Source organism: Gilliamella sp. CG13, assembly GCF_046635805.1.
Classification (GTDB): Bacteria; Pseudomonadota; Gammaproteobacteria; order Enterobacterales; family Orbaceae; genus Gilliamella; species Gilliamella apicola_I.
The window spans coordinates 155,924-176,293 of the sequence record NZ_JBIDFM010000004.1 but is presented as its reverse complement, the minus strand read 5'-3'; the positions used below and the strand labels follow the sequence as shown (position 1 = coordinate 176,293).

Here is a 20,370-nt window from a genome sequence, read left to right as displayed (position 1 = left end):
GTTAATTGCAGTTGAGCAATATTTTTCCATTCATGGCTCGCCCATTTAAACTGGTAACTTGCTCAATAAACGAATCAAAATCACCGATACCGGCAACCAGTTCATCCAGTTTTATTTTTCCTTCCACAAAAAATTGGCTTACCAGTTGCCACTCTTTGCCTGGCCATGGCGCAGAATAATTCATCCAACTACCTAAAATTTGTAGTTCTTTTCGTAAAATTAAACTAAATATTTTTTCTGAAAGCGTCAGATCATTATGTAAAGTGCCAACCAAACCAATTTGAGCTCGTGGGCCAGCAATCTCAATGGCGAGTTTAACGGTAATCGGTGATCCAGCCGTTTCTAATACCAACTGATCAAACCGATTGATTGATAATGCTTGATAAATTTCATCTGCTGTAAGGTCTTTTGAGTTATAGACCTGATCTGCGCCTAAGCGTTTAGCTAGCAGAAGGCGATCGTCATTAATATCAAGAACAGTTACCGTTTTTGCACCCATTGCTTTTGCGCATTGCATAGCAAGCAATCCAATTGTACCGCCGCCTACAATGACCACGTTTTTATCTTGGCAACCACCAGCTAATAAAATGGCATGCATTCCCACTGTCATTGGTTCGAAAAAAGCCCCTTGAAGTGGTGTAACGCCTTTTGGCAATTTAAAGGCATTTTTTTTATTTAATAAAATGTACTCAGCAAATCCCCCCGTTATTCTTGAGCCAACAAAGGTATAGTGCTTACAAAGTGAGTAATAATGTTTTTTACACTCATCACAAGCAAAACATGGCAATAAAGGGGCACATGAGATTAAATCACCTATTTCAAATTCGGTCACACCGCTACCTAATTCTGTCACAACACCACTAAATTCATGCCCCAGTGTAATAGGGTAAAAATGTGCGCCATGATGAAATATTCGAGGTATATCCGAGCCACACAATCCCGAATAAGCGACTTTAACTAAAATCTGATCCGGTGAGATTATTTGGGGTACTGGAATATCCTTTATAGATAACGTACCTCCTTCATTGACTAGAATCACTTTCATTTTATGTTCCTTTTTAAATAATCAATTTTGTTAATGCATGCTTTCACTGACATTTCAGTGAAAGCATAGAAATCAACTTCATTCCAATAATTTATTGCTTTGTGTTTATCACCTCTATTTACTTAATTTTGCCCAGTTGTAACTTGATATTTTCGAGCCCGTTTCCATGTTAAAAATAGGCAGAAAAGATAGAAAATTCCAATAGTGATAAATCCAATAGGTTGTTTCAAATTGACTAGTTGAACCATGATATAAGTAATAGGCGATCCACCTTGATCCATAGCACCGACTGAAATACCGGTATCGGAATTGATCGTACCTGCATTGAGGGCTAATTGGGTCGTAAGCGGAATCATTTGTGTAGCAATCCATAACGTGATAGCAATGATGATGGAACCGGAAAGAATAATTCTAAATAAATTACCTTGGTGAATCGCTACCCCCATCGCAATGAAGAAGCCAATCGTTGCTAAATCCCCAAAGGGTAAGACCTCATTACCTGGTAATATAATGGCGATAAAAATACTTAAAGGAATAAAAATTAAACTAGCCGAAACAACGGTTGAATGTCCTAATAATAGAGCAGGATCTAAACCGATAAGAAAATCTTGCCCACCAAATTTAGATTGTAAATGTTTACGTGCCTGTTTAGATATTGGTGTTAAGCCATCCATAATCGGTTTAATTACGCGTGGCATCAATAACATTACTGCGGCTGTTTGAATAGCAAGTTGTAATGTCTCTTTAACGCCATATCCGGCTAATATTCCTAACAAGATCCCCATAAATAATCCAACAGTGACCGGTTCGCCAAACGCGCCAAATCTTTTTTGCATGTCAACGGCGTTAAAGTTAATCTTATTAATAACAGGTATTTTCTCAATCACAGCATCAACAAATACCGCAATTGGTCCACAATAAGCAGATGTGCCATGCGGAACAGCAATGCCTTCAAGTTCAAAAAACTCTTTAGTATCTTTGGCAAACCAATCCCCTAGCTTATAAGCAATAATGGCATGGACAATCACACCTGCGATACCTAACCAGTAGGATCCCGATGCGATATAAACCAGTGCACCAGTAAAGGTCATATGCCAAATATTCCAAATATCAACATTAACAACTCGAGTGAGTTTAGAAACCAACATCACAATATTGACGGCTATAGCAATGGGAATTGCAACTAAAGCAATTTGTGATGCCCATGTCATCGGCGCAGCGCCGGGCCAACCAACATCAATAACATTCAAACTGATATCAAATCTTTCTGCCATGGCTTTTGCTGCTGGTCCAACTGAACTTGTGAGCAAACCCACAACCAAACCTATTCCAACAAAACCGATGCCTATATGAATGCCAGCTTTTAAGGCATCACCCACTTTCATTCTTAACACTAATGAAAAGAGAATAATCACAATCGGCAACATGACTGAAGGGCCAAGATCCAAAATGTACTGCATAATTTCGGTAAACATATACTTATCCTTTTAGAATCGACAATATTTTATCTTTTAGCTGATCAATCCCTACCCCCGAAACAAAAGGCATACCGTGTACAATCGGAATATCACCAAAAGTTTGATCCATTCTGGCTGTAGTACAGATCAAATCGACATCATCAATAAAAGTATTAATTTCATTAATACGACACTGAACAAGATCTAACTTAATATTATTTTCTTTGCAGAGTTCTTTTATCTCTTCTGCAGCCAAAGTTGATGTTGCAACTGCACCACCACACGCAACAATAATCTTTTTTTTCATAATGCCTCCTAAACAACTTTCTAATTAAATATCACGTTATTAAATCGCTCAGCTATCTGATCTTGCTGTGCGTTTAATAAGAAGTGATAGAACTCTTTATCTTGTAAATTTGAAAATAATGCTTTTAAAAGCGTGAGTTGATCTTCTGGTGAAGTCACGACCAGTGAAATGATTAATGAAACTTCTACAGTACTGTCTTCATCTGCTCGATTAAACGCAACAGGTGATCGTGTTCGAACAATAAAGATAGCCGGCGATATAGCATGCTCAGCTTCACAATGAGGAATGGCAACCGCATAACCATCAAGCGCAATACCCGTTGGAAATGTTTTTTCCCTTTCTATCAATGCTTCTAAATGACTTTTTTTGACAATCCCTTTTTGTTGTAGTTGTTCACTAATATAAGTAAGCGCTTCTTGTTCATTGTTAAATCGAAGATCATCTTCGATAAAGAGCTGACATTTGTTCATCTTTGATCACCCTTATTGCCTTTCTTCATTTTTTTAATAATGCTTTCGAAATCAAAAGCTATAATGAAAGATTATTTTCTTTCGAATTTAAAAGCAAATGGCAATTATTATTTTTGTGATCGAAATCTATTTTTTAAGTAAAATTTGAAATTGATTGTGATAAATTTATGATTGGGCATAATATAGTTCATGATCTTCATCACAAAAGCGCGTTCTCGATATTGAAAATATCATTAAAATACTCAGAATATTATTGATAAAAAACGGAAAGATAAGAGGTCTTTGTGTCACAAAAAACTCAACAGGTGTTTGTATTAATGGGGGTATCAGGAAGCGGTAAATCAGCTGTTGCCAAACATGTGGCTTATGATCTTGATGCCGCTTTTTTAGATGGTGATTTTTTACATCCTAAAGCCAATATTTTAAAAATGCGCAGTGGTATGCCTCTAGATGATGAAGATAGAATGCCGTGGCTTCGTTTAATTAGTGATGCAGTATTTGCCATGAGCAATGTTAATCCTATTTCAATTATTATCTGCTCAGCGTTAAAAAAACAATACCGAGATATTATTCGAGGCGAAAATAAAAATATTCATTTTATTTATTTAAAAGGTAGGTTTGAGGTCATTGCAAACCGTTTAGCTGAACGTCAAGGTCATTATCAAAAAACGGGAATGTTACAATCCCAATTTGATACCTTAGAAGAACCATCACAAGATGAAAACGATGTTTATACCGTTAATATCGAACAACCTTTAGCCGATGTAGTCAATGATACCGAATGTATCATACAGAAAATCTGTAACAGCTAAACAATCACTTTCTGCAATTATTGTTAATCAGTTGGTAATGTATCATCAACTATTCTGCCGATGGTATCGGCAGAATAATCGAGATAATTTAACATTATTTTTTAATAAAATTATCCACTAATAAATTTACAACATCCCCCATTTTGCCACTCAATGATGCTTTGACGCTATATAGCGCCATTCCCATCACTTGAGACGCTTGAATTTCCGGTGGCATAACCAGCTCATTAGCACTTGTTTTGACATCTAATAAGGCAGGTCCAGAATGTGCTAAAAATGATTGCATCGCTGCTTCAAGTAAATCTGAATCTTCTACTCTGATCGAAAACAGTCCCATTGCACTAGCCACTTTAGCAAAGTCTGGATTGTGTAAATCGGTATAATGATCCACAATTCCTTCTACTTTTTGCTCTAATTCGACAAAGTTGAGAGAGCTGTTATTTAATACAATAATTTTTATCGGTAACTGCTCTTGAATAGTCGTCAGTAAATCCCCTAATAGCATACTAATGCCACCATCACCCGATAGCGTTATCACTTGTCGGTTAGGAAATGCTTTTTGTACGCCTAAAGCTTGTGGCATAGCATTAGCCATGGTGCCATGTTTTAAACTGATGACCGTGCGTCTTTTTCCATTAGTATTAAAGTGTCGACAAGCCCAAACCATTGCTGAACCCACATCAGCACAAAGAACAGCATCATCATTAGCATATTTATCAACTAATTCCGTTAAATATTGCGGATGAATCGTTGATTTTGAAGGCATGGCTTTTTTGTTCAATTTATCCATTGCTTTCATATATAATTGGCGACATTTTTCTAAAAATGCAGCATCTTGTTTTTCTTCAACTAAAGGGATTAAAGCCGCCAAAGTAGGTTGACTACTGCCGACAACACCTACACTCACTGGATGACGTCGACCAAGGTGAGTTGCATCGATATCAACTTGAATAATGGTGGCATCATTTGGGTAAAATTGAGACCATGCAAAATCAGCGCCTAACATTAGCAGCACATCACACTCTTTAATGGCGGTTAATCCTGATTCAACGCCAAACATGCCCGTCATACCGACATTGTAAGGGTTATTGTATTCAACAAAATCCTTACCTCTTGATGTATGCACAATGGGCGATTTCAATTTTTCGGCAAGTGCAATTAATTCATCATGAGCGCCATTTGCACCTTGTCCGGCAAAAATAGCCACTTTTTGATTTTTATTTAAGATTTCTGCAATTTGGATAAGCTCTGTATCTGATGGGCGAATGATCGGATTAGGATGATAAATTTTATGCCCACTTTTATCTTCCACTTTTTCTAAACTAATATTATAAGGGATAACCAGAACAGCAACGCCACGTTGATTTATTGCGGCTTGAACGGCAGCCGTCGTAATCTGTCTTGCTTGAGTAGGATCGTTAATTTGACGACAAAAGACAGAACAATTTTTATAAACAGACTCAAAATCAACTTCTTGCGGAAAATCTGTTCCCTGTTGTGAGGTGACCAGTTGACTGGCTAAGAGAATAACAGGTGCTTTATTGCGCTGAGCTTCATAGATACCATTGATAAAATGTAAGCTTCCCGGCCCACAAGAACCAGCACATGCAGTTAGCTGATTAGTCAGATAAGCCTCGGCTCCTGCTGCAAAAGCTCCGACTTCTTCGTGTCGAACATGCACCCACTCAATGTCACTTTTTTTAATGGCACTGGTAATATAATTGAGTGTATCACCCACAATACCATAACAGTGTTTAACACCAGCTTCCTCTAAGACTTCGATAATAATTTGTGCAACTGATTTTTTTAATGACATACTGTCTCCTAGACACAATTAACAGATTAAATAATCTAAGTTAACTAAATTACACCTAAGTTTTAATAAAGCGAATAGGTTATGAAAAAAAAAGCAAAAAATGTTAAAAATGTAATATTCGTTAATTTTTTTGAGAATAAACTTTTTTGGAAAATATTCCCTATTACAATAAATCAAGGTATTATGGTTAAAATCCAATCGTTCTCATAGAGTGACTTTTTGTGGAAAATTTGTCATCCGGGCAAAATTTATTAACCTCTTTAACTGCATTTTTGCCTCATTACTTTATCGAATATTATCCGCTTATTACTGTTTGTTTATTGCTATTGATTGCAATTTTAATGTTTTCATTCAGCAAATTAAGAATGGATATTATTGCATTGCTAACCATTACAGCTATTTCAGTCACGGGTATTTTAACGCCTGCTGAAGCTTTTTCGGGTTTTAGCGATCCTAATATCATTTTAATTGCATTATTGTTTATCATTGGTGAAAGTTTAGTCCGTACTGGCATTTCGTTCAAAATGAGCGAATATATTCTTAAGGTATCCGGAAAAAATGATGTTCGAATTATTACCTGTATTATGCTCGGTGTGGCGTTACTGGGTTCAATAATGAGTTCCACAGGCGTTGTCGCTATCTTTATTCCTGTTGCCATCAGTATTGCCAATCATACGGGTATTCATGTTAAAAAATTAATGATGCCACTGTGTATTGCCGCTTTAATTAGTGGCATGATGACATTGGTTGCAACCGCACCTAATCTGGTGGTTAATAGTGAGTTAAATCGAGCAAATTTAACCGAATTCGGTTTTTTCTCTATCACCCCTATTGGGTTAGGCGTGCTTGTTGTTGGCGTCATTTATTGTATATTAACGCGCAATTGGTTATTAACAGCTCAACAAGTTTCTCCGACAAATACCCAGCCACAAAGAAGAAAAATCACAGATTTAATCAGAGACTATAAATTAATTGGTCGGGCACATCGTGCACAAATATTACCAGGCTCGCCTTTTGTTGGTCGTACGATTGATGGTCTACATTTACGAAGTGAACACGGTGTTAATGTTATTGGTATTGAACGTTGGCGCAAATTTCAAAAAGTGTTAATCCCCGTTAACGGGGCAACAGAATTTCGGGAAAACGATATTTTATTATTAGATATGTCCCACTCCGAAGCCGATTATCGAACATTTTTATCGACCAATAATCTTGAACCTAAAGTTTTACGGGGTGAATATTTTTCGGAACAAGTGAAAGAAGTTGGCATGGCAGAAGTGGCGCTATTACCTGAATCGTCACTTTGTGGCAAAACACTCAATGAAATCGATTTTAGAGAAAAATACTTTTTAACCGTAATTGGAATTTGGCGTAATCATGCCCCTGTTGATACCAATAACTTATTCCAAGAACGTTTAGAAATGAGTGATACCTTACTAGTATGTGGGGATTGGGGATCGATTCAAAAATTACAAACTCGTACCAATGATTTTGTTGTTTTGGATTATCCGTCGGATATTGATGATGTTGCACCTGCAAGTTCTCAAGCATTTGCAGCATTAATTAATTTAGCTATTATGATTATATTGATGGTAACGGGGCTTGTTCCTAATGTCGTAGCTGCCCTAATAGCTTGTCTTTTAATGGGAGCAACACGCTGCATCGACATGAATAGTGCTTATAAATCGATACACTGGCCAACACTCATTTTGATCATCGGTATGATGCCGTTTGCTTTAGCACTGAATAAAACCGGCGGCATTTCGCTCATATCGGCATGGTTAGAAATTCATTTACGTTCTTTCAGTCCGTATATGGTGCTGACCTTCATTTTCTTATTATGTTCAACTGTTGGTCTCTTTATTTCTAATACGGCTACAGCAATACTCATTGCCCCTATTGCAATTGATCTGGCAATAAAATTTGGTTATTCACCTTATCCGTTTGCAATGACTGTGGCTATAGCGACCTCTGCTTCCTTTATCACGCCGGTCTCTTCGCCGGTAAAAACCATGGTCGTTGCGCCAGGTGGTTACAGCTTTAGTGACTTTGTAAAAGTCGGTGTACCTTTAACGTTTCTCGTTATGGCGGTGAATATTGCATTAGTACCAATATTTTTCCCTTTTTAACTATTAATTCATCATCAGTTTGATAAAACCAACATATCGATTCTTTTTGATTAAAGATTCTTAATGAAAATTAAGTTATAATTATCCGAGTTTTTTGATGATGGATTATAGACATATGCCACAAACAGCCAAGCCATTAAATATTATTTTTGCTGGTACTCCTGACTTTGCAGCAACCCATTTAAAAGCATTAATTGATGCTAAACATAATGTTATTGCAGTTTTTACTCAGCCCGATCGCCCTGCCGGACGTGGTAATAAATTAACCGCAAGTCCGGTTAAACAATTAGCGATTGAAAATCATCTCCCTGTTTATCAACCGGCAACGCTCAAAACAGAAGAAAACCAAAAAATCATTGCGGAGCTAAATGCCGACATTATGATTGTGGTGGCATATGGTCTTATTTTACCGCAAGCTGTGCTTGATATGCCTAAACTAGGTTGTTTAAATGTGCATGGTTCATTACTACCAAGATGGCGAGGCGCAGCTCCTATTCAACGCGCTTGTTGGGCTGGAGATACTTTAACCGGTATCACAATTATGCAAATGAATGCTGGGCTTGATACGGGTGATATGTTATATAAACTTACCTGTCCAATTGAACCTTCTGATACAAGTGCAACGTTATATAACAAACTGGCGCAATTAGGTCCACAAGGACTACTTGATACTTTAAAACTCATTATTGAAGGGAAAATCCAACCTGAAAAACAGGATCCATCACAGGTCACTTACGCTGAAAAATTATCTAAACAAGAAGCTAAACTTGATTGGAATTTATCGGCACAGCAACTTGAACGTTGTGTTCGCGCCTTTAATCCTTGGCCTGTTAGTTATTTTGAAGTTAATGGTGAACCAGTGAAAGTATGGCAAGCAGAAGTGGTATCCACTCACCACAATCAACCAGTCGGTACTATTTTACAAGCAGACAAAAAAGGGATATGCATTGCAACAAGCGATGGTGCATTAAATATGACACTGTTACAACCTGCCGGAAAAAAACCGATGTCAGCTCAAGATTTATTAAACTCTCGCAAAGCTTGGTTTGTTGTTGGCGAAAAACTAAGTACCAACTAATTAATCAATGTAAAAAATTACAGGATGAATCATCCTGTAATGATTACCTTTTTTTAGCCAGCAAAGTCGCAAATCTCAATTTAATTCGATTACCATGACTATCGGTTTTATGTAATTCTCCAACATTTTCGTTATATTTCAGTATTTCCCAATCCTGATAATATTCCCGCAATTCATTTTCTTTAAACGTAAATGAAAACCCCACAGAACAAGGATAATCAGAAGTAGACATAGCGCTTACAATAAGATTATAACCACCCGATTTAGTCAATTTTTGCATATTATCAATAATTTCAGGGATTTTTTCAGGTTGTAAAAACATCATGACAACCGTTGAAAGAACAAAATCATACTCACCTTCTAAATTTGCTTGATTGATATCATATACCTTTGCATTAATGTGCTTTAGGTTTTCATCTTTGATGATTTGATTTAAATTACCAATACTTAATTCGGATTTATCAACTGCATTCACATCAAAACCAAGTAGCTGTAAATAGAGCGAATTACGTCCCGAACCACAGCCTAAATCCAATACCTTTCCTAACGGGATAATTTTGCTTGCCGCTAGCACTTCAGAATGTGTTTTGGTCATTTGATACTTTTTAAAAGTATAGTCTTCTGGTAAACAGTAAAATGATAGTTGGCATTGTAAATTTTCAGATACCTGAGCGATACGATGCCATTGCTGAGGCAAAATAAAGGGTGGCTGGTGAGAAACATCATAATGATGTTGCGATTGAATTTCCCCTTGTTCAGTTAATATCTCAAAATCGATACTGCCCACTAGGATATTGAGCTTAGCCCAAGTGCCAACTTGCGTATTATGTTTTTCACAAAATGATTGAGGTAATGATTTAGCATTCCAAACAGGTAATGTTTTATAACAAATTAGGTTTTTCAAAATTTTATCACGAGTTAACTAAATTAATAGTTGACTATTATAGTCAATTATTGATGAGATAAACAACGTTTTGTTGGTAATTCAGCAACCAAAACAAAATCATTAAAAGTAAATTTATAGTAGCGAAGTTGACTTTATCAACATATAATCTTCACCATCCTAGACTGTATAGTAAAATAATAGAGGAAAACTTTATGGGATTTTTAACAGGTAAACGCATACTCGTTACCGGTGTTGCAAGTAATCGTTCTATTGCTTATGGTATTGCACAAGCAATGCATCGTGAGGGTGCAGAATTAGCATTCACTTATCAAAGTGATAAATTAAAAGCACGCGTTGAAGAATTTGCGGCTGACTTTGGTTCTAAAATCGTGTTGCCTTGTGATGTTGCTCACGATGATAGTATTACTAATCTATTTACAGAACTGGCAAAAACATGGGATAAATTTGACGGTTTTGTCCATGCTATTGCTTTTGCGCCTGGCGATCAATTAGACGGTGACTATGTTAATGCCGTCACTCGTGAAGGTTTTGCTATCGCTCACGACATTAGTTCTTATAGCTTTGTTGCAATGGCTAAAGCATGTCGTTCGATGTTGAATCCAAATTCAGCGTTAGTGACCCTTTCTTATCTTGGTGCTGAAAGAGCGATCCCTAACTATAATGTAATGGGTCTTGCTAAAGCGTCTCTAGAAGCAAACGTGCGTTATATGGCAAATGCTATGGGGCCAGAAGGAATTCGTGTGAATGCTATCTCTGCTGGTCCAATTCGTACTCTTGCTGCATCAGGCATTAAAGATTTCAAAAAAATGCTATCACATTGTGAATCGGTTACGCCAATTCGTCGTACAGTTACAATTGAAGACGTGGGTAATTCTGCGGCATTTTTATGTTCAAACTTAGCATCGGGTATTACGGGTGAAGTTGTGCATGTTGACGGTGGATTTAGCATTGCTGCAATGAACGAGTTAGAACTTAAATAATAGGTATCATTTAAAAATAAAAAAAAGGCATCAATATTGATGCCTTTTTTATTCGTCTATTTTCTAATTTTTTAGGATTAAAAAGGGAAGTCCATACATTCATTTGATTTCATCCTTTGATTTTTGAATCTATTCAGATATATCGTAAGTTCCACACTTTTCTTGTAAGAATTCTTTATCGACTGTTTTTATCGTGTTAACACTAACACGATGTTAATCATTATTCATTTCATGATCTTTTATCATTTCATTGGTCAGTTTTAGTCAAAAATAAAAATTATGAATACTTATCCTTCATTTTCCGTTAAAATCTTAAGATGTTTGCTCAATACAAGTTTGTTGGAGAAAAAATGAAAATAGCAAAAAATACAGTAGTCAGTTTGGCATATCAAGTTCGCACTAAAGACGGGGTTTTGGTTGACGAAGCAACAACTGTTGCACCTCTAGAATATTTACAAGGCGCTGGTAATTTATTACAAGAGCTTGAAAATGCACTAGAAGGCCATCAAGTTGGTGATAAATTTGATGTTGAACTTATCAATGCTTACGGTGATTTTAATGATGCACTGGTGCAAAATGTGCCACGTGATGTATTTGTCGGGGTTGATGAACTTGAAGTTGGCATGCGCTTTTTTGCAGATACCGACCATGGCGCTTTACCCGTTGAAATTACCGCAATTGATGGGGATACTGTGACAATTGACGGAAATCACATGTTAGCGGGACAAGATTTAAAATTTAATGTTGAAGTATTAGCTATTCGTGAAGCAACAGAAGAAGAAATTGCGCATGGACATATCCATGGTGAACATGGTCACGAACATGGGCATGGTGGTTGTGGCTGTGGCGGACACGATCATGAAGATGAAGAAGATAGTGGTTGTTGTGGTGGCGGTCATGGAAGCTGCGGTTGCCATTAAGTCATCATATTAATTTACAAAAAAGCGCTTGATAGCGCTTTTTTGTCATCATGTGAAATATTATTCATTTTTTTGAGAAACAGTTCACAGTTTTCTCAATTTTCAATTCTTTTAAGCCAATTTTCTAAGAATAATTAGTTTTTTTATGAGTGGAATACAAATACTATGCATCCTCCATGTCCAAAACTGATGCCGAGAGAAAAACTTTTACAATTTGGTGTTGAAATGCTAAGTGATGCAGAACTGCTTGCGCTATTTTTACGGACAGGTACACGAAAATTACCTGTTTTAGAACTAGCTCAAAATTTATTAAATGAATTTGGCTCATTTTATCATTTAATGAACGCTACTCATGAGCAGTTTTGTAAAAAACATGGATTAGGTACCGTTAAATATACTCAGCTCAAAGCTGTCGTTGAATTATCGCACCGATATTTGAAAGTAAAAATGACAAATGAAAATTATCTCACTTCACCTTCGTTAACTCACCATTATTTAGCTAGTCGCTTAGCTAACAAAGATCGTGAAATCTTCATGGTTATTTTTCTGGACAATCAAAATCACGTCATTACATCTGAAGAAATGTTTATTGGTACTTATAACTGTGTAGAAGTTCATCCCAGAGAAGTAGCCAGAAAAGCATTACAATATAATGCTGCCTCTTTAATTTTAGCTCACAATCACCCTTCTGGTTTAGCAGAACCAAGCCAAGCAGATCGGAATTTAACGCGCAAGTTGGATCAAGTTTGTGAATTAATCGATATCCGTATTATTGATCATATTGTAATTGGTAAAGGTGAATATGTCTCATTTGCTGAACGTGGATGGATTTAATTGTTATTTTTACTTACAATAGAGGTCAATATTTAAAAAGTCTAATTGTGAAAATAATATGAGACAACAAATTGAATTATTAGAAACCAAAGTTGCGTTTCAAGAAATCACCATTGAAGAATTAAACCAAGCAGTAACTAACCTTCAAGCCGATGTTAGTAAACTAAAAGAGCAATTAATGTTATTATCACAAAAACTACAAGCCACTCAAACATCGAATATTGCTAATTTATCTGAGGAAACCCCACCACCACACTATTAATTATGTTTATAGTCAGATATCTCAATGATGAAATAATAATGTAGCCTATTTTTAAAAAACTATTAATACTTATTTATTAGATGCTCTTAAATTAACATTAGAAATATCCAGAAGAGTTATAAAAACATCGATATCTAAATCTACTTAAAAATAAATTAACATTGAAATTTCAATTAAACTAATCCCTCTCAATAGATTTTCATGCCATATGTTTATTAAAAACAACATAAGCTTAATTTTTAATCAATTAAAAGAATAGAAATATAGTAGATTTAGATACGATGAACTTAAGGATAAGGAAACCAAAGTTAAAGGATCTGTGATAGATATCATCAATAAAAAACCGGCGTATAGCCGGCTTTTGTATACAATGATTTAAAATCTTATTCAGCTGTTGCTTCTGCTTCTACTGCAGGGCGATCAACTAATTCAATATAAGCCATTGGAGCATTATCTCCGTCACGGAAACCACATTTCAAAATACGTACATAACCACCTGGACGGGTAGCAAAACGTGGACCTAGATCTGAAAATAATTTTTTCACTGTATCTTTATCACGGATACGAGCAAAAGCCAAACGGCGATTAGCTACGCTATCGCTTTTGGCTAGCGTAATTAACGGTTCAACAACACGACGCAACTCTTTTGCTTTAGGCAATGTAGTTTTGATGATTTCATGTTCAACAAGTGAACTAGTCATGTTACGAAACATTGCTTGACGATGGCTGCTATTTCGGTTCAGTTGACGACCACTTTTACGATGGCGCATAACTTTATCCTTCTTATATAAATTTTATTTTAGTCTTCAACAATACTTGCTGGTGGCCAGTTCTCAAGACGCATGCCTAAAGACAAACCACGAGATGCGAGCACATCCTTAATTTCAGTAAGTGATTTCTTACCAAGATTAGGGGTTTTAAGTAGCTCAACTTCTGTACGTTGTACTAAATCACCAATATAATGAACTGCTTCTGCTTTTAAGCAATTAGCAGACCGAACAGTTAATTCGAGATCATCTACTGGACGTAGAAGAATCGGATCAAATTCCGGTTTATCTTCTTTAACTTCAGGTTGACGTACATCACGTAAATCAACGAAAGCTTCAAGTTGTTCAGCCAAAATAGTTGACGCACGACGAATAGCTTCTTCTGGATCGATAGTACCATTAGTTTCCATATCAATAACCAGTTTATCTAAATCGGTGCGTTGTTCCACACGAGCTGCATCGACAGAATAAGCGATACGCTCGACAGGACTATAACATGCATCAACTAATAAACGACCAATTGGTCGCTCTTCATCTTCTGACTTAACGCGAGCAGAAGCAGGGACATAACCACGTCCTCGTTGTACACGAATACGCATACTAATTGAAGCATTTGCATCAGTAAGATGACAAATCACTAAATCAGGATTAACAATTTCAACATCACCATCATGAGTGATATCAGATGCAGTTACCGCACCAATGCCTGATTTGTTTAAAGTCAGCATAACATCATCTTTGGTATGTACACGTACTGCTAATTTTTTCAAATTAAGCAAAATATCAAGTACATCTTCTTGAACGCCTTCTTTAGTACTGTACTCATGCAGAACACCGTCAATTTCAACTTCGGTTACTGCATATCCAGGCATTGATGATAATAAAATGCGGCGTAGTGCATTACCTAAAGTATGACCAAAACCACGCTCAAGTGGCTCTAAAGTCACTTTCGCATGAGTTTGAGTGTATTGAACAACATCAACTAGGTGAGGTTTTAAAAACTCTGTTACAGAACCCTGCATTATGTCCTCTCTTAAGTGCTAAACTTTACTTAGAGTAAAGTTCGACGATCAAATGTTCGTTGATGTCAGCAGATAAATCTGAACGTTCTGGTAAGCGTTTAAATACACCTTCCATTTTGCTAGCATCAACTTCTAACCATGTAGGTTTTTCACGTTGCTCAGCTAACTCTAAAGCAGCTTTAATACGTGCTTGTTTTTTTGATTTTTCGCGAACGCTGATCACATCTTCAGGCGAAACTTGATAAGATGCAATGTTCACAACATGACCATTAACAAGAACAGCTTTATGACTAACTAATTGACGAGCTTCAGCGCGAGTTGCACCAAATCCCATACGATAAACAACGTTATCTAAGCGACGTTCTAAAAGACCTAATAGGTTTTCACCTGTATTACCTTTAATACGTGCTGCATTTTTGTAGTAATTACGGAATTGACGTTCTAAAATTCCATAAATACGTCTAACTTTTTGTTTTTCGCGTAACTGAACACCATAATCTGATAAACGCGGTTTACGCGCACCATGTTGTCCAGGAGCTTGTTCTAACTTACATTTACTGTCAACCGCTCGAACACCAGATTTAAGGAATAAATCAGTACCTTCACGACGACTTAATTTGAGCTTTGGTCCCAAATATCTTGCCATTTTATTTCTCCAATAATCCTAAACATTCAATGTTTAATAAACATTAAACACGACGTTTCTTTGGTGGACGACAACCGTTATGAGGAATCGGAGTAACATCAGTAATATTAGTGATGCGATAACCCGCTGCATTTAATGCACGAATTGTTGACTCACGACCAGGACCAGGTCCTTTTACCATAACTTCCAGATTCTTAATTCCGTAATCTTTTACGGCTTCTGCACAACGTTCTGCTGCAACTTGAGCTGCAAACGGAGTGGACTTACGAGAGCCACGGAAACCAGAACCACCAGCGGTTGCCCAACCCAACGCATTACCTTGACGATCGGTAATAGTTACGATTGTATTGTTAAATGATGCATGAATATGAGCTACACCATCAGAAACTTGTTTTTTTACACGTTTACGTGTACGAACAGGTGTCTTTGCCATTTATTATCACCTCAATTATTTCTTGATTGGCTTACGCGGTCCCTTGCGGGTACGAGCGTTAGTCTTAGTGCGTTGACCACGAACTGGAAGTCCACGACGATGACGGATGCCACGATAACAACCAAGGTCTAATAAACGCTTGATACTCATAGTTACTTCACGACGTAAATCACCTTCAACAGTAAATTTAGCGACTTGTTCACGTAACTTCTCAATCTGATCTTCAGATAGTTCTCTGATCTTAACATGTTCAGGAATACCTGCTTCAGCACAAATTGTCTTAGCGCGAGTATTACCGATACCATAAATTGCTTGTAACGCAATTACAGCATGTTGCTGATCAGGAATGTTAATGCCTGCTATACGGGCCACTATGCACTCCTTTATTGTTAATGTTTAACAAACTCACCATACTGAAAAGCCCGTTTTCAGGATACTCAAACAGTAAGTCTGCAAATAAAATTTAGGCTGGCTATTCTAGCCAGCTTTACTATACTTTGGCAAGTAAAATATGCAAAAGTTCAACTTTTAGGCTAAATAAATTAACCTTGACGTTGCTTATGTTTACCTTCAACACAAATAACACGAACGATGCCATTGCGTTTAATGATTTTACAATTTCTGCATAATTTCTTGACTGAAGCACGAACTTTCATTTTTTTCTCCGTAACTTCTGGCTAACTTATCGGCCGTAGCCTTTAAGGTTCGCTTTCTTTAACACTGACTCATAACGATTTGGCATCATTAAAGTCTGTACTTGTGCCATAAAATCCATGATTACAACAACCACAATTAATAAAGATGTTCCACCAAATTGAACTGGAACCTTCATTGCACTTGTCATAAACATTGGTACCAAACATACAAAAGTAATGTAGATTGCGCCTATTAATGTTAAACGTGTCATTACTTTGTCAATATATTTAGATGTTTGCTCACCTGGGCGGATACCTGGAATAAATGCACCAGATTTTTTAAGCTGATCTGCTGTCTCTCTAGGGTTGAAAACCAACGCTGTATAGAAGAAACAAAAGAAGATTATCGCTGCCGCAAAAAAGATTATGTATAACGGTTGGTCATGAGAGAAATATTGACCAATAAGTACAAATACATATCTCCAGCCTTCCCCATTTCCTTGAAACCAAGATGCCATCATAGATGGTAACATAATAATTGTTGAGGCAAATATCGCTGGAATAACGCCAGCCATATTAATTTTTAATGGTAAATGTGATGTTTGCGCTGCATAAACGCGACGCCCTTGTTGACGTTGGGCATAGTTAACTACGATTCGACGTTGACCACGCTCAACAAAAACAACAAAATAAGTCACACCTATCACTAAAGCTGCGACAACTAATAATAGAATCGGATTCAATTCACCAGAACGAGCTTGTTCAATTGTTTCATATATTGCATGAGGAAGACCCGCCACAATTCCAGAGAAAATAATGATTGAAATACCATTACCTACTCCACGTTCCGTGATCTGCTCACCAAGCCACATAAGAAACATAGTGCCAGTAACTAAACTAACCGATGCAATAAAATAGAAAGAAAATCCTGGATTAGTCACAACACGCTCATAACCAGGAATATTTGGTAAACCAGTCGCAATACCAACTGCTTGTACAATAGCTAAAGCCAATGTGCCATAACGAGTGTACTGGCTAATTTTCTTACGACCTGATTCACCTTCTTTCTTCAATTCTGCCAATTTAGGGTTAATGGCCGTTAATAACTGCACAATAATCGATGCAGAAATATAAGGCATTATCCCTAATGCAAAAATTGAAGCACGGCTTAAAGCACCACCAGAGAACATATTGAACATATCCACAATACCATTAGATGATGCTTGTGAAAGTATGTCCGATAACGCTTTAGTATCAATGCCAGGAACTGGAATATAAGAACCTAAACGAAAAACAATCAGTGCTAAAAGCACAAATAGTAAACGCTTCTTAAGTTCACCCCCACCACCACGGGCACTTTGAAAATCTAATCCTGGTTGCTTTGCCATCTTTCTAATTATTCCTCAATTTTTCCGCCAGCAGCTTCAATTGCAGCTTTAGCACCTTTCGTTACACGAATACCACGAACTGTTACTGGTTTTGTAACTTCACCAGATAACATGATTTTTGCGTATTCGATTTGTGAATTAATCACATTTGCAACTTTTAAGCTATTTAGGTCAACAACATCACCTTCAACTTTCATTAAATCTGAAAGGCGAACTTGTGCTGTAACTAGAGCTTTACGAGAAGTAAAACCAAATTTTGGTAATCGACGATATAAAGGCATTTGACCACCTTCAAAGCCACGACGAACGCCGCCACCTGAACGTGATTTTTGACCTTTGATACCACGGGTACCTGTTTTACCTAATCCAGAACCGATACCTCGACCTAGACGTTTTGGTGCATGCTTTGAACCTTCAGCAGGAGATAAAGTATTTAAACGCATTACTATTACTCCTCAACTTTGACCATGTAATAAACTTGGTTTACCATACCACGAATAGCAGGAGTATCCTCGCGCTCAACAGTATGACCAATATGACGTAATCCAAGTCCGACTAACGTTGCTTTATGCTTCGGTATGCGTCCAATAGAACTACGAGTTTGTGTAATTTTAATTGTCTTTGCCATGGTTAATTACCCCAAAATTTCTTCGACGGTTTTACCACGCTTAGCAGCAACCATTTCTGGTGATTTCATATTTTCTAAGCCATCAATCGTTGCACGAACCACATTAATTGGGTTTGTTGAACCATATGCTTTAGCTAGAACGTTACGAACACCAGCAACTTCTAATACAGCACGCATTGCACCACCGGCGATAATACCAGTACCTTCTGATGCTGGTTGCATATAAACACGAGAACCTGTATGAGCACCTTTAACAGGATGCTGTAAAGTATCGTTATTTAAAGCAACATTAATCATATTACGACGTGCTTTTTCCATTGCTTTTTGGATTGCTGCTGGCACTTCACGTGCTTTACCATATCCAAAACCTACGCGGCCATTACCGTCACCAACAACTGTTAGTGCAGAAAAACTAAAAATACGACCACCTTTTACGGTTTTAGAAACTCGGTTAACTGCGATTAGTTTTTCCTGCAGTTCACCAGCTTGTTTTTCGATGTTTGACATCTTTAACTCCTACCTTAGAACTGTAGGCCAGCTTCGCGAGCAGCATCTGCTAGCGCCTGAACTCGACCATGATATTGGAAACCCGAACGATCAAAAGAAACTTCTTTGATATCTTTCGCTAATGCTCGCTCTGCGATTGCTTTACCAACTGCAGCTGCTGCATCTTTGTTTCCGGTGTATTTTAAACTTTCACTGATAGCTTTTTCTAATGTAGAAGCAGCTGCCAGTACTTCTGATCCGTTTGGTGCGATAATCTGCGCATAAATATGACGCGGAGTACGGTGAACCACTAAGCGAGTTGCAAGTAGTTCATGCATCTTGCGACGCGCTTTAGTTGCACGACGGATACGAGCTGATTTCTTATCCATAGTGTTACCTTACTTTTTCTTAGCTTCTTTAGTACGCACAACTTCATCTGCGTAACGAACACCTTTACCTTTATAAGGCTCAGGACGACGATAAGCACGGATATCTGCTGCCACTTGTCCAATTAACTGTTTATCAGCACTTTTCAGTATGATTTCAGTTTGTGATGGACATTCTGCGGTCACACCAGCAGGTAATTGATGCTCAATTGGATGTGAATATCCAAGAGATAGACCAATAGCATTACCTTTAACTTGTGCACGATAACCGACACCAACTAGCTGAAGTTTTTTAGTAAAACCTTCAGTAACACCAATAACCATTGCATTAATCAACGCACGTGCAGTACCAGCTTGAGCCCAAGCATTCGCAAAGCCGTCACGAGGAGCAAATTTAATTTGACCTTCTTCTTGATTAATAACAACAGCATTATTAATTGTACGAGTTAACTCGCCATTTTTACCTTTAATCGTAATTACCTGACCATTGAGTTTTACCTCTACGCCAGCAGGAACAACGACAGGTGCTTTTGCAACACGAGACATTTTTTTCTCCCTTACGCTACGTAGCAGATAATTTCACCACCAAGACCTGCTTGGCGTGCTGCTCGATCAGTCATAACACCTTTAGAAGTAGAAACAACTGCGATACCTAATCCAGCCATAACTTTTGGCAATTCGTCTTTACGTTTATAAATACGTAAACCTGGACGGCTAACACGTTTAATACTTTCTACTACAGCCTTACCTTGGAAATATTTTAATGAAATTTCCAATTCTGGCTTAGTGTCACCAACAACTTTATAGTCTCCGATGTAACCTTCTTCTTTTAGCACATTGGCAATTGCCACTTTTAGCTTAGAGGAAGGCATGGTGACTGCAACTTTATTCGCAGCTTGACCGTTACGAATACGGGTCAACATATCTGCTATAGGATCTTGCATGCTCATCTATAACACTCC

At 37.3% G+C, this 20,370-nt stretch carries 26 protein-coding genes; 7 read left to right on the top strand and 19 right to left on the bottom strand.

The window, feature by feature from the left end; genetic code table 11:
• Position 1: 1 nt before the first annotated feature.
• From ACGH6R_RS07735 to gatA, 4 genes are all read right to left on the bottom strand, one after another.
• Positions 2–1,045 carry an alcohol dehydrogenase catalytic domain-containing protein gene (locus ACGH6R_RS07735; RefSeq protein ID WP_411599309.1) on the bottom strand — a complete coding sequence of 348 codons (1,044 nt, stop codon included), beginning with the start codon at positions 1,043–1,045 and terminating at the stop codon, positions 2–4.
• Positions 1,046–1,167: 122 nt separating this feature from the next.
• Positions 1,168–2,520 (bottom strand): PTS galactitol transporter subunit IIC, encoded by a 1,353-nt coding sequence (locus ACGH6R_RS07730; RefSeq protein WP_267350333.1) that lies wholly within the window; start codon positions 2,518–2,520, stop codon positions 1,168–1,170.
• A gap of 4 nt (positions 2,521–2,524) precedes the next feature.
• A complete protein-coding gene (gene gatB / locus ACGH6R_RS07725) occupies positions 2,525–2,809 on the bottom strand; it encodes a PTS galactitol transporter subunit IIB (protein WP_220216354.1) in 285 nt (94 codons plus the stop codon).
• A 20-nt stretch (positions 2,810–2,829) separates the two neighbouring features.
• Complete coding sequence (gene gatA, locus ACGH6R_RS07720; protein ID WP_411599308.1) at positions 2,830–3,279, bottom strand: PTS galactitol transporter subunit IIA; 450 nt, start codon at positions 3,277–3,279, stop codon at positions 2,830–2,832.
• Between the two features lie 317 nt (positions 3,280–3,596).
• Here gatA and ACGH6R_RS07715 point away from each other — a divergent pair, with 317 nt between their 5' ends.
• Positions 3,597–4,091, top strand: coding sequence for a gluconokinase, GntK/IdnK-type (locus tag ACGH6R_RS07715; protein WP_411599383.1), 495 nt, complete (start codon positions 3,597–3,599; stop codon positions 4,089–4,091).
• Positions 4,092–4,185: 94 nt separating this feature from the next.
• Here the strand turns inward: ACGH6R_RS07715 and ACGH6R_RS07710 are convergent, their stop codons facing one another.
• Positions 4,186–5,907: a thiamine pyrophosphate-dependent enzyme gene (locus ACGH6R_RS07710; protein ID WP_411599307.1), complete on the bottom strand. Its 1,722-nt coding sequence runs from the start codon at positions 5,905–5,907 to the stop codon at positions 4,186–4,188.
• A 287-nt stretch (positions 5,908–6,194) separates the two neighbouring features.
• Between ACGH6R_RS07710 and ACGH6R_RS07705 the strand changes: the two genes are divergently transcribed.
• Positions 6,195–8,036 carry an SLC13 family permease gene (locus tag ACGH6R_RS07705; protein WP_363317349.1) on the top strand — a complete coding sequence of 614 codons (1,842 nt, stop codon included), beginning with the start codon at positions 6,195–6,197 and terminating at the stop codon, positions 8,034–8,036.
• Between the two features lie 115 nt (positions 8,037–8,151).
• Positions 8,152–9,114, top strand: a complete 963-nt coding sequence (gene fmt, locus ACGH6R_RS07700) for a methionyl-tRNA formyltransferase (protein ID WP_411599306.1) — start codon at positions 8,152–8,154, stop codon at positions 9,112–9,114.
• Between the two features lie 43 nt (positions 9,115–9,157).
• On the opposite strand, the gene tehB is transcribed toward fmt, so the two are convergent.
• Positions 9,158–10,018, bottom strand: a complete 861-nt coding sequence (gene tehB, locus ACGH6R_RS07695) for an SAM-dependent methyltransferase TehB (RefSeq protein ID WP_411599305.1) — start codon at positions 10,016–10,018, stop codon at positions 9,158–9,160.
• Positions 10,019–10,212: 194 nt separating this feature from the next.
• Between tehB and fabI the strand changes: the two genes are divergently transcribed.
• The 4 genes from fabI (at position 10,213) to ACGH6R_RS07675 (ending at position 13,017) form a co-directional block, all read left to right on the top strand.
• Complete coding sequence (gene fabI, locus ACGH6R_RS07690) at positions 10,213–11,001, top strand: enoyl-ACP reductase FabI (RefSeq protein WP_065558597.1); 789 nt, start codon at positions 10,213–10,215, stop codon at positions 10,999–11,001.
• Between the two features lie 350 nt (positions 11,002–11,351).
• Positions 11,352–11,921, top strand: a complete 570-nt coding sequence (gene slyD, locus ACGH6R_RS07685; protein ID WP_411589609.1) for a peptidylprolyl isomerase — start codon at positions 11,352–11,354, stop codon at positions 11,919–11,921.
• A gap of 165 nt (positions 11,922–12,086) precedes the next feature.
• Positions 12,087–12,755 (top strand): RadC family protein, encoded by a 669-nt coding sequence (radC, locus tag ACGH6R_RS07680; RefSeq protein ID WP_411599304.1) that lies wholly within the window; start codon positions 12,087–12,089, stop codon positions 12,753–12,755.
• A 58-nt stretch (positions 12,756–12,813) separates the two neighbouring features.
• Positions 12,814–13,017 carry a SlyX family protein gene (locus ACGH6R_RS07675; RefSeq protein WP_267350314.1) on the top strand — a complete coding sequence of 68 codons (204 nt, stop codon included), beginning with the start codon at positions 12,814–12,816 and terminating at the stop codon, positions 13,015–13,017.
• A 383-nt stretch (positions 13,018–13,400) separates the two neighbouring features.
• Here the strand turns inward: ACGH6R_RS07675 and rplQ are convergent, their stop codons facing one another.
• From rplQ to rpsH, 13 genes are all read right to left on the bottom strand, one after another.
• Positions 13,401–13,787, bottom strand: a complete 387-nt coding sequence (gene rplQ, locus ACGH6R_RS07670) for a 50S ribosomal protein L17 (RefSeq protein WP_065558593.1) — start codon at positions 13,785–13,787, stop codon at positions 13,401–13,403.
• A 29-nt stretch (positions 13,788–13,816) separates the two neighbouring features.
• Complete coding sequence (locus tag ACGH6R_RS07665; RefSeq protein ID WP_065558592.1) at positions 13,817–14,806, bottom strand: DNA-directed RNA polymerase subunit alpha; 990 nt, start codon at positions 14,804–14,806, stop codon at positions 13,817–13,819.
• 25 nt (positions 14,807–14,831) lie between these two features.
• On the bottom strand, positions 14,832–15,452 hold the full coding sequence (gene rpsD, locus ACGH6R_RS07660) for a 30S ribosomal protein S4 (RefSeq protein WP_065558591.1): 621 nt from the start codon (positions 15,450–15,452) through the stop codon (positions 14,832–14,834).
• Positions 15,453–15,495: 43 nt separating this feature from the next.
• The gene (rpsK, locus tag ACGH6R_RS07655; protein ID WP_034948028.1) at positions 15,496–15,885 is read right to left on the bottom strand and encodes a 30S ribosomal protein S11; all 390 of its coding nucleotides are present in this window, start codon (positions 15,883–15,885) and stop codon (positions 15,496–15,498) included.
• A 15-nt stretch (positions 15,886–15,900) separates the two neighbouring features.
• Positions 15,901–16,257: a 30S ribosomal protein S13 gene (rpsM, locus tag ACGH6R_RS07650; RefSeq protein ID WP_065558590.1), complete on the bottom strand. Its 357-nt coding sequence runs from the start codon at positions 16,255–16,257 to the stop codon at positions 15,901–15,903.
• A gap of 170 nt (positions 16,258–16,427) precedes the next feature.
• The gene (gene rpmJ / locus ACGH6R_RS07645) at positions 16,428–16,541 is read right to left on the bottom strand and encodes a 50S ribosomal protein L36 (protein ID WP_025314403.1); all 114 of its coding nucleotides are present in this window, start codon (positions 16,539–16,541) and stop codon (positions 16,428–16,430) included.
• Positions 16,542–16,567: 26 nt separating this feature from the next.
• Entirely contained in the window at positions 16,568–17,908 is a 1,341-nt protein-coding gene (gene secY / locus ACGH6R_RS07640; RefSeq protein WP_065558589.1) for a preprotein translocase subunit SecY, read from the bottom strand.
• A gap of 8 nt (positions 17,909–17,916) precedes the next feature.
• Complete coding sequence (gene rplO / locus ACGH6R_RS07635; protein WP_065558588.1) at positions 17,917–18,351, bottom strand: 50S ribosomal protein L15; 435 nt, start codon at positions 18,349–18,351, stop codon at positions 17,917–17,919.
• 5 nt (positions 18,352–18,356) lie between these two features.
• Positions 18,357–18,536 (bottom strand): 50S ribosomal protein L30, encoded by a 180-nt coding sequence (rpmD, locus tag ACGH6R_RS07630; protein ID WP_267350311.1) that lies wholly within the window; start codon positions 18,534–18,536, stop codon positions 18,357–18,359.
• A 6-nt stretch (positions 18,537–18,542) separates the two neighbouring features.
• The gene (gene rpsE / locus ACGH6R_RS07625; RefSeq protein WP_025314399.1) at positions 18,543–19,043 is read right to left on the bottom strand and encodes a 30S ribosomal protein S5; all 501 of its coding nucleotides are present in this window, start codon (positions 19,041–19,043) and stop codon (positions 18,543–18,545) included.
• Between the two features lie 14 nt (positions 19,044–19,057).
• Positions 19,058–19,411, bottom strand: coding sequence for a 50S ribosomal protein L18 (gene rplR, locus ACGH6R_RS07620; RefSeq protein ID WP_025314398.1), 354 nt, complete (start codon positions 19,409–19,411; stop codon positions 19,058–19,060).
• A gap of 9 nt (positions 19,412–19,420) precedes the next feature.
• The gene (gene rplF / locus ACGH6R_RS07615) at positions 19,421–19,954 is read right to left on the bottom strand and encodes a 50S ribosomal protein L6 (RefSeq protein ID WP_065558586.1); all 534 of its coding nucleotides are present in this window, start codon (positions 19,952–19,954) and stop codon (positions 19,421–19,423) included.
• A gap of 11 nt (positions 19,955–19,965) precedes the next feature.
• On the bottom strand, positions 19,966–20,358 hold the full coding sequence (gene rpsH, locus ACGH6R_RS07610) for a 30S ribosomal protein S8 (RefSeq protein ID WP_065558585.1): 393 nt from the start codon (positions 20,356–20,358) through the stop codon (positions 19,966–19,968).
• Positions 20,359–20,370 lie beyond the last annotated feature (12 nt).

What these genes read in the sequence shown, in the direction of transcription:
- ACGH6R_RS07710 (WP_411599307.1), bottom strand. Translation starts at nt 5,907, where the DNA reads ATGTCATTAAAAAAATCAGTTGCACAAATTATTATCGAAGTCTTAGAG.
- ACGH6R_RS07715 (WP_411599383.1), top strand. Translation starts at nt 3,597, where the DNA reads ATGGGGGTATCAGGAAGCGGTAAATCAGCTGTTGCCAAACATGTGGCT.
- rpmJ (WP_025314403.1), bottom strand. Translation starts at nt 16,541, where the DNA reads ATGAAAGTTCGTGCTTCAGTCAAGAAATTATGCAGAAATTGTAAAATC.
- rpsK (WP_034948028.1), bottom strand. Translation starts at nt 15,885, where the DNA reads ATGGCAAAGACACCTGTTCGTACACGTAAACGTGTAAAAAAACAAGTT.
- rpsH (WP_065558585.1), bottom strand. Translation starts at nt 20,358, where the DNA reads ATGAGCATGCAAGATCCTATAGCAGATATGTTGACCCGTATTCGTAAC.
- fmt (WP_411599306.1), top strand. Translation starts at nt 8,152, where the DNA reads ATGCCACAAACAGCCAAGCCATTAAATATTATTTTTGCTGGTACTCCT.
- ACGH6R_RS07675 (WP_267350314.1), top strand. Translation starts at nt 12,814, where the DNA reads ATGAGACAACAAATTGAATTATTAGAAACCAAAGTTGCGTTTCAAGAA.
- radC (WP_411599304.1), top strand. Translation starts at nt 12,087, where the DNA reads ATGCATCCTCCATGTCCAAAACTGATGCCGAGAGAAAAACTTTTACAA.
- slyD (WP_411589609.1), top strand. Translation starts at nt 11,352, where the DNA reads ATGAAAATAGCAAAAAATACAGTAGTCAGTTTGGCATATCAAGTTCGC.
- rplR (WP_025314398.1), bottom strand. Translation starts at nt 19,411, where the DNA reads ATGGATAAGAAATCAGCTCGTATCCGTCGTGCAACTAAAGCGCGTCGC.
- rplQ (WP_065558593.1), bottom strand. Translation starts at nt 13,787, where the DNA reads ATGCGCCATCGTAAAAGTGGTCGTCAACTGAACCGAAATAGCAGCCAT.
- fabI (WP_065558597.1), top strand. Translation starts at nt 10,213, where the DNA reads ATGGGATTTTTAACAGGTAAACGCATACTCGTTACCGGTGTTGCAAGT.
- rplO (WP_065558588.1), bottom strand. Translation starts at nt 18,351, where the DNA reads ATGCGTTTAAATACTTTATCTCCTGCTGAAGGTTCAAAGCATGCACCA.
- ACGH6R_RS07665 (WP_065558592.1), bottom strand. Translation starts at nt 14,806, where the DNA reads ATGCAGGGTTCTGTAACAGAGTTTTTAAAACCTCACCTAGTTGATGTT.
- rpsE (WP_025314399.1), bottom strand. Translation starts at nt 19,043, where the DNA reads ATGTCAAACATCGAAAAACAAGCTGGTGAACTGCAGGAAAAACTAATC.
- gatB (WP_220216354.1), bottom strand. Translation starts at nt 2,809, where the DNA reads ATGAAAAAAAAGATTATTGTTGCGTGTGGTGGTGCAGTTGCAACATCA.
- rplF (WP_065558586.1), bottom strand. Translation starts at nt 19,954, where the DNA reads ATGTCTCGTGTTGCAAAAGCACCTGTCGTTGTTCCTGCTGGCGTAGAG.
- rpmD (WP_267350311.1), bottom strand. Translation starts at nt 18,536, where the DNA reads ATGGCAAAGACAATTAAAATTACACAAACTCGTAGTTCTATTGGACGC.
- ACGH6R_RS07730 (WP_267350333.1), bottom strand. Translation starts at nt 2,520, where the DNA reads ATGTTTACCGAAATTATGCAGTACATTTTGGATCTTGGCCCTTCAGTC.
- gatA (WP_411599308.1), bottom strand. Translation starts at nt 3,279, where the DNA reads ATGAACAAATGTCAGCTCTTTATCGAAGATGATCTTCGATTTAACAAT.
- secY (WP_065558589.1), bottom strand. Translation starts at nt 17,908, where the DNA reads ATGGCAAAGCAACCAGGATTAGATTTTCAAAGTGCCCGTGGTGGTGGG.
- ACGH6R_RS07735 (WP_411599309.1), bottom strand. Translation starts at nt 1,045, where the DNA reads ATGAAAGTGATTCTAGTCAATGAAGGAGGTACGTTATCTATAAAGGAT.
- rpsD (WP_065558591.1), bottom strand. Translation starts at nt 15,452, where the DNA reads ATGGCAAGATATTTGGGACCAAAGCTCAAATTAAGTCGTCGTGAAGGT.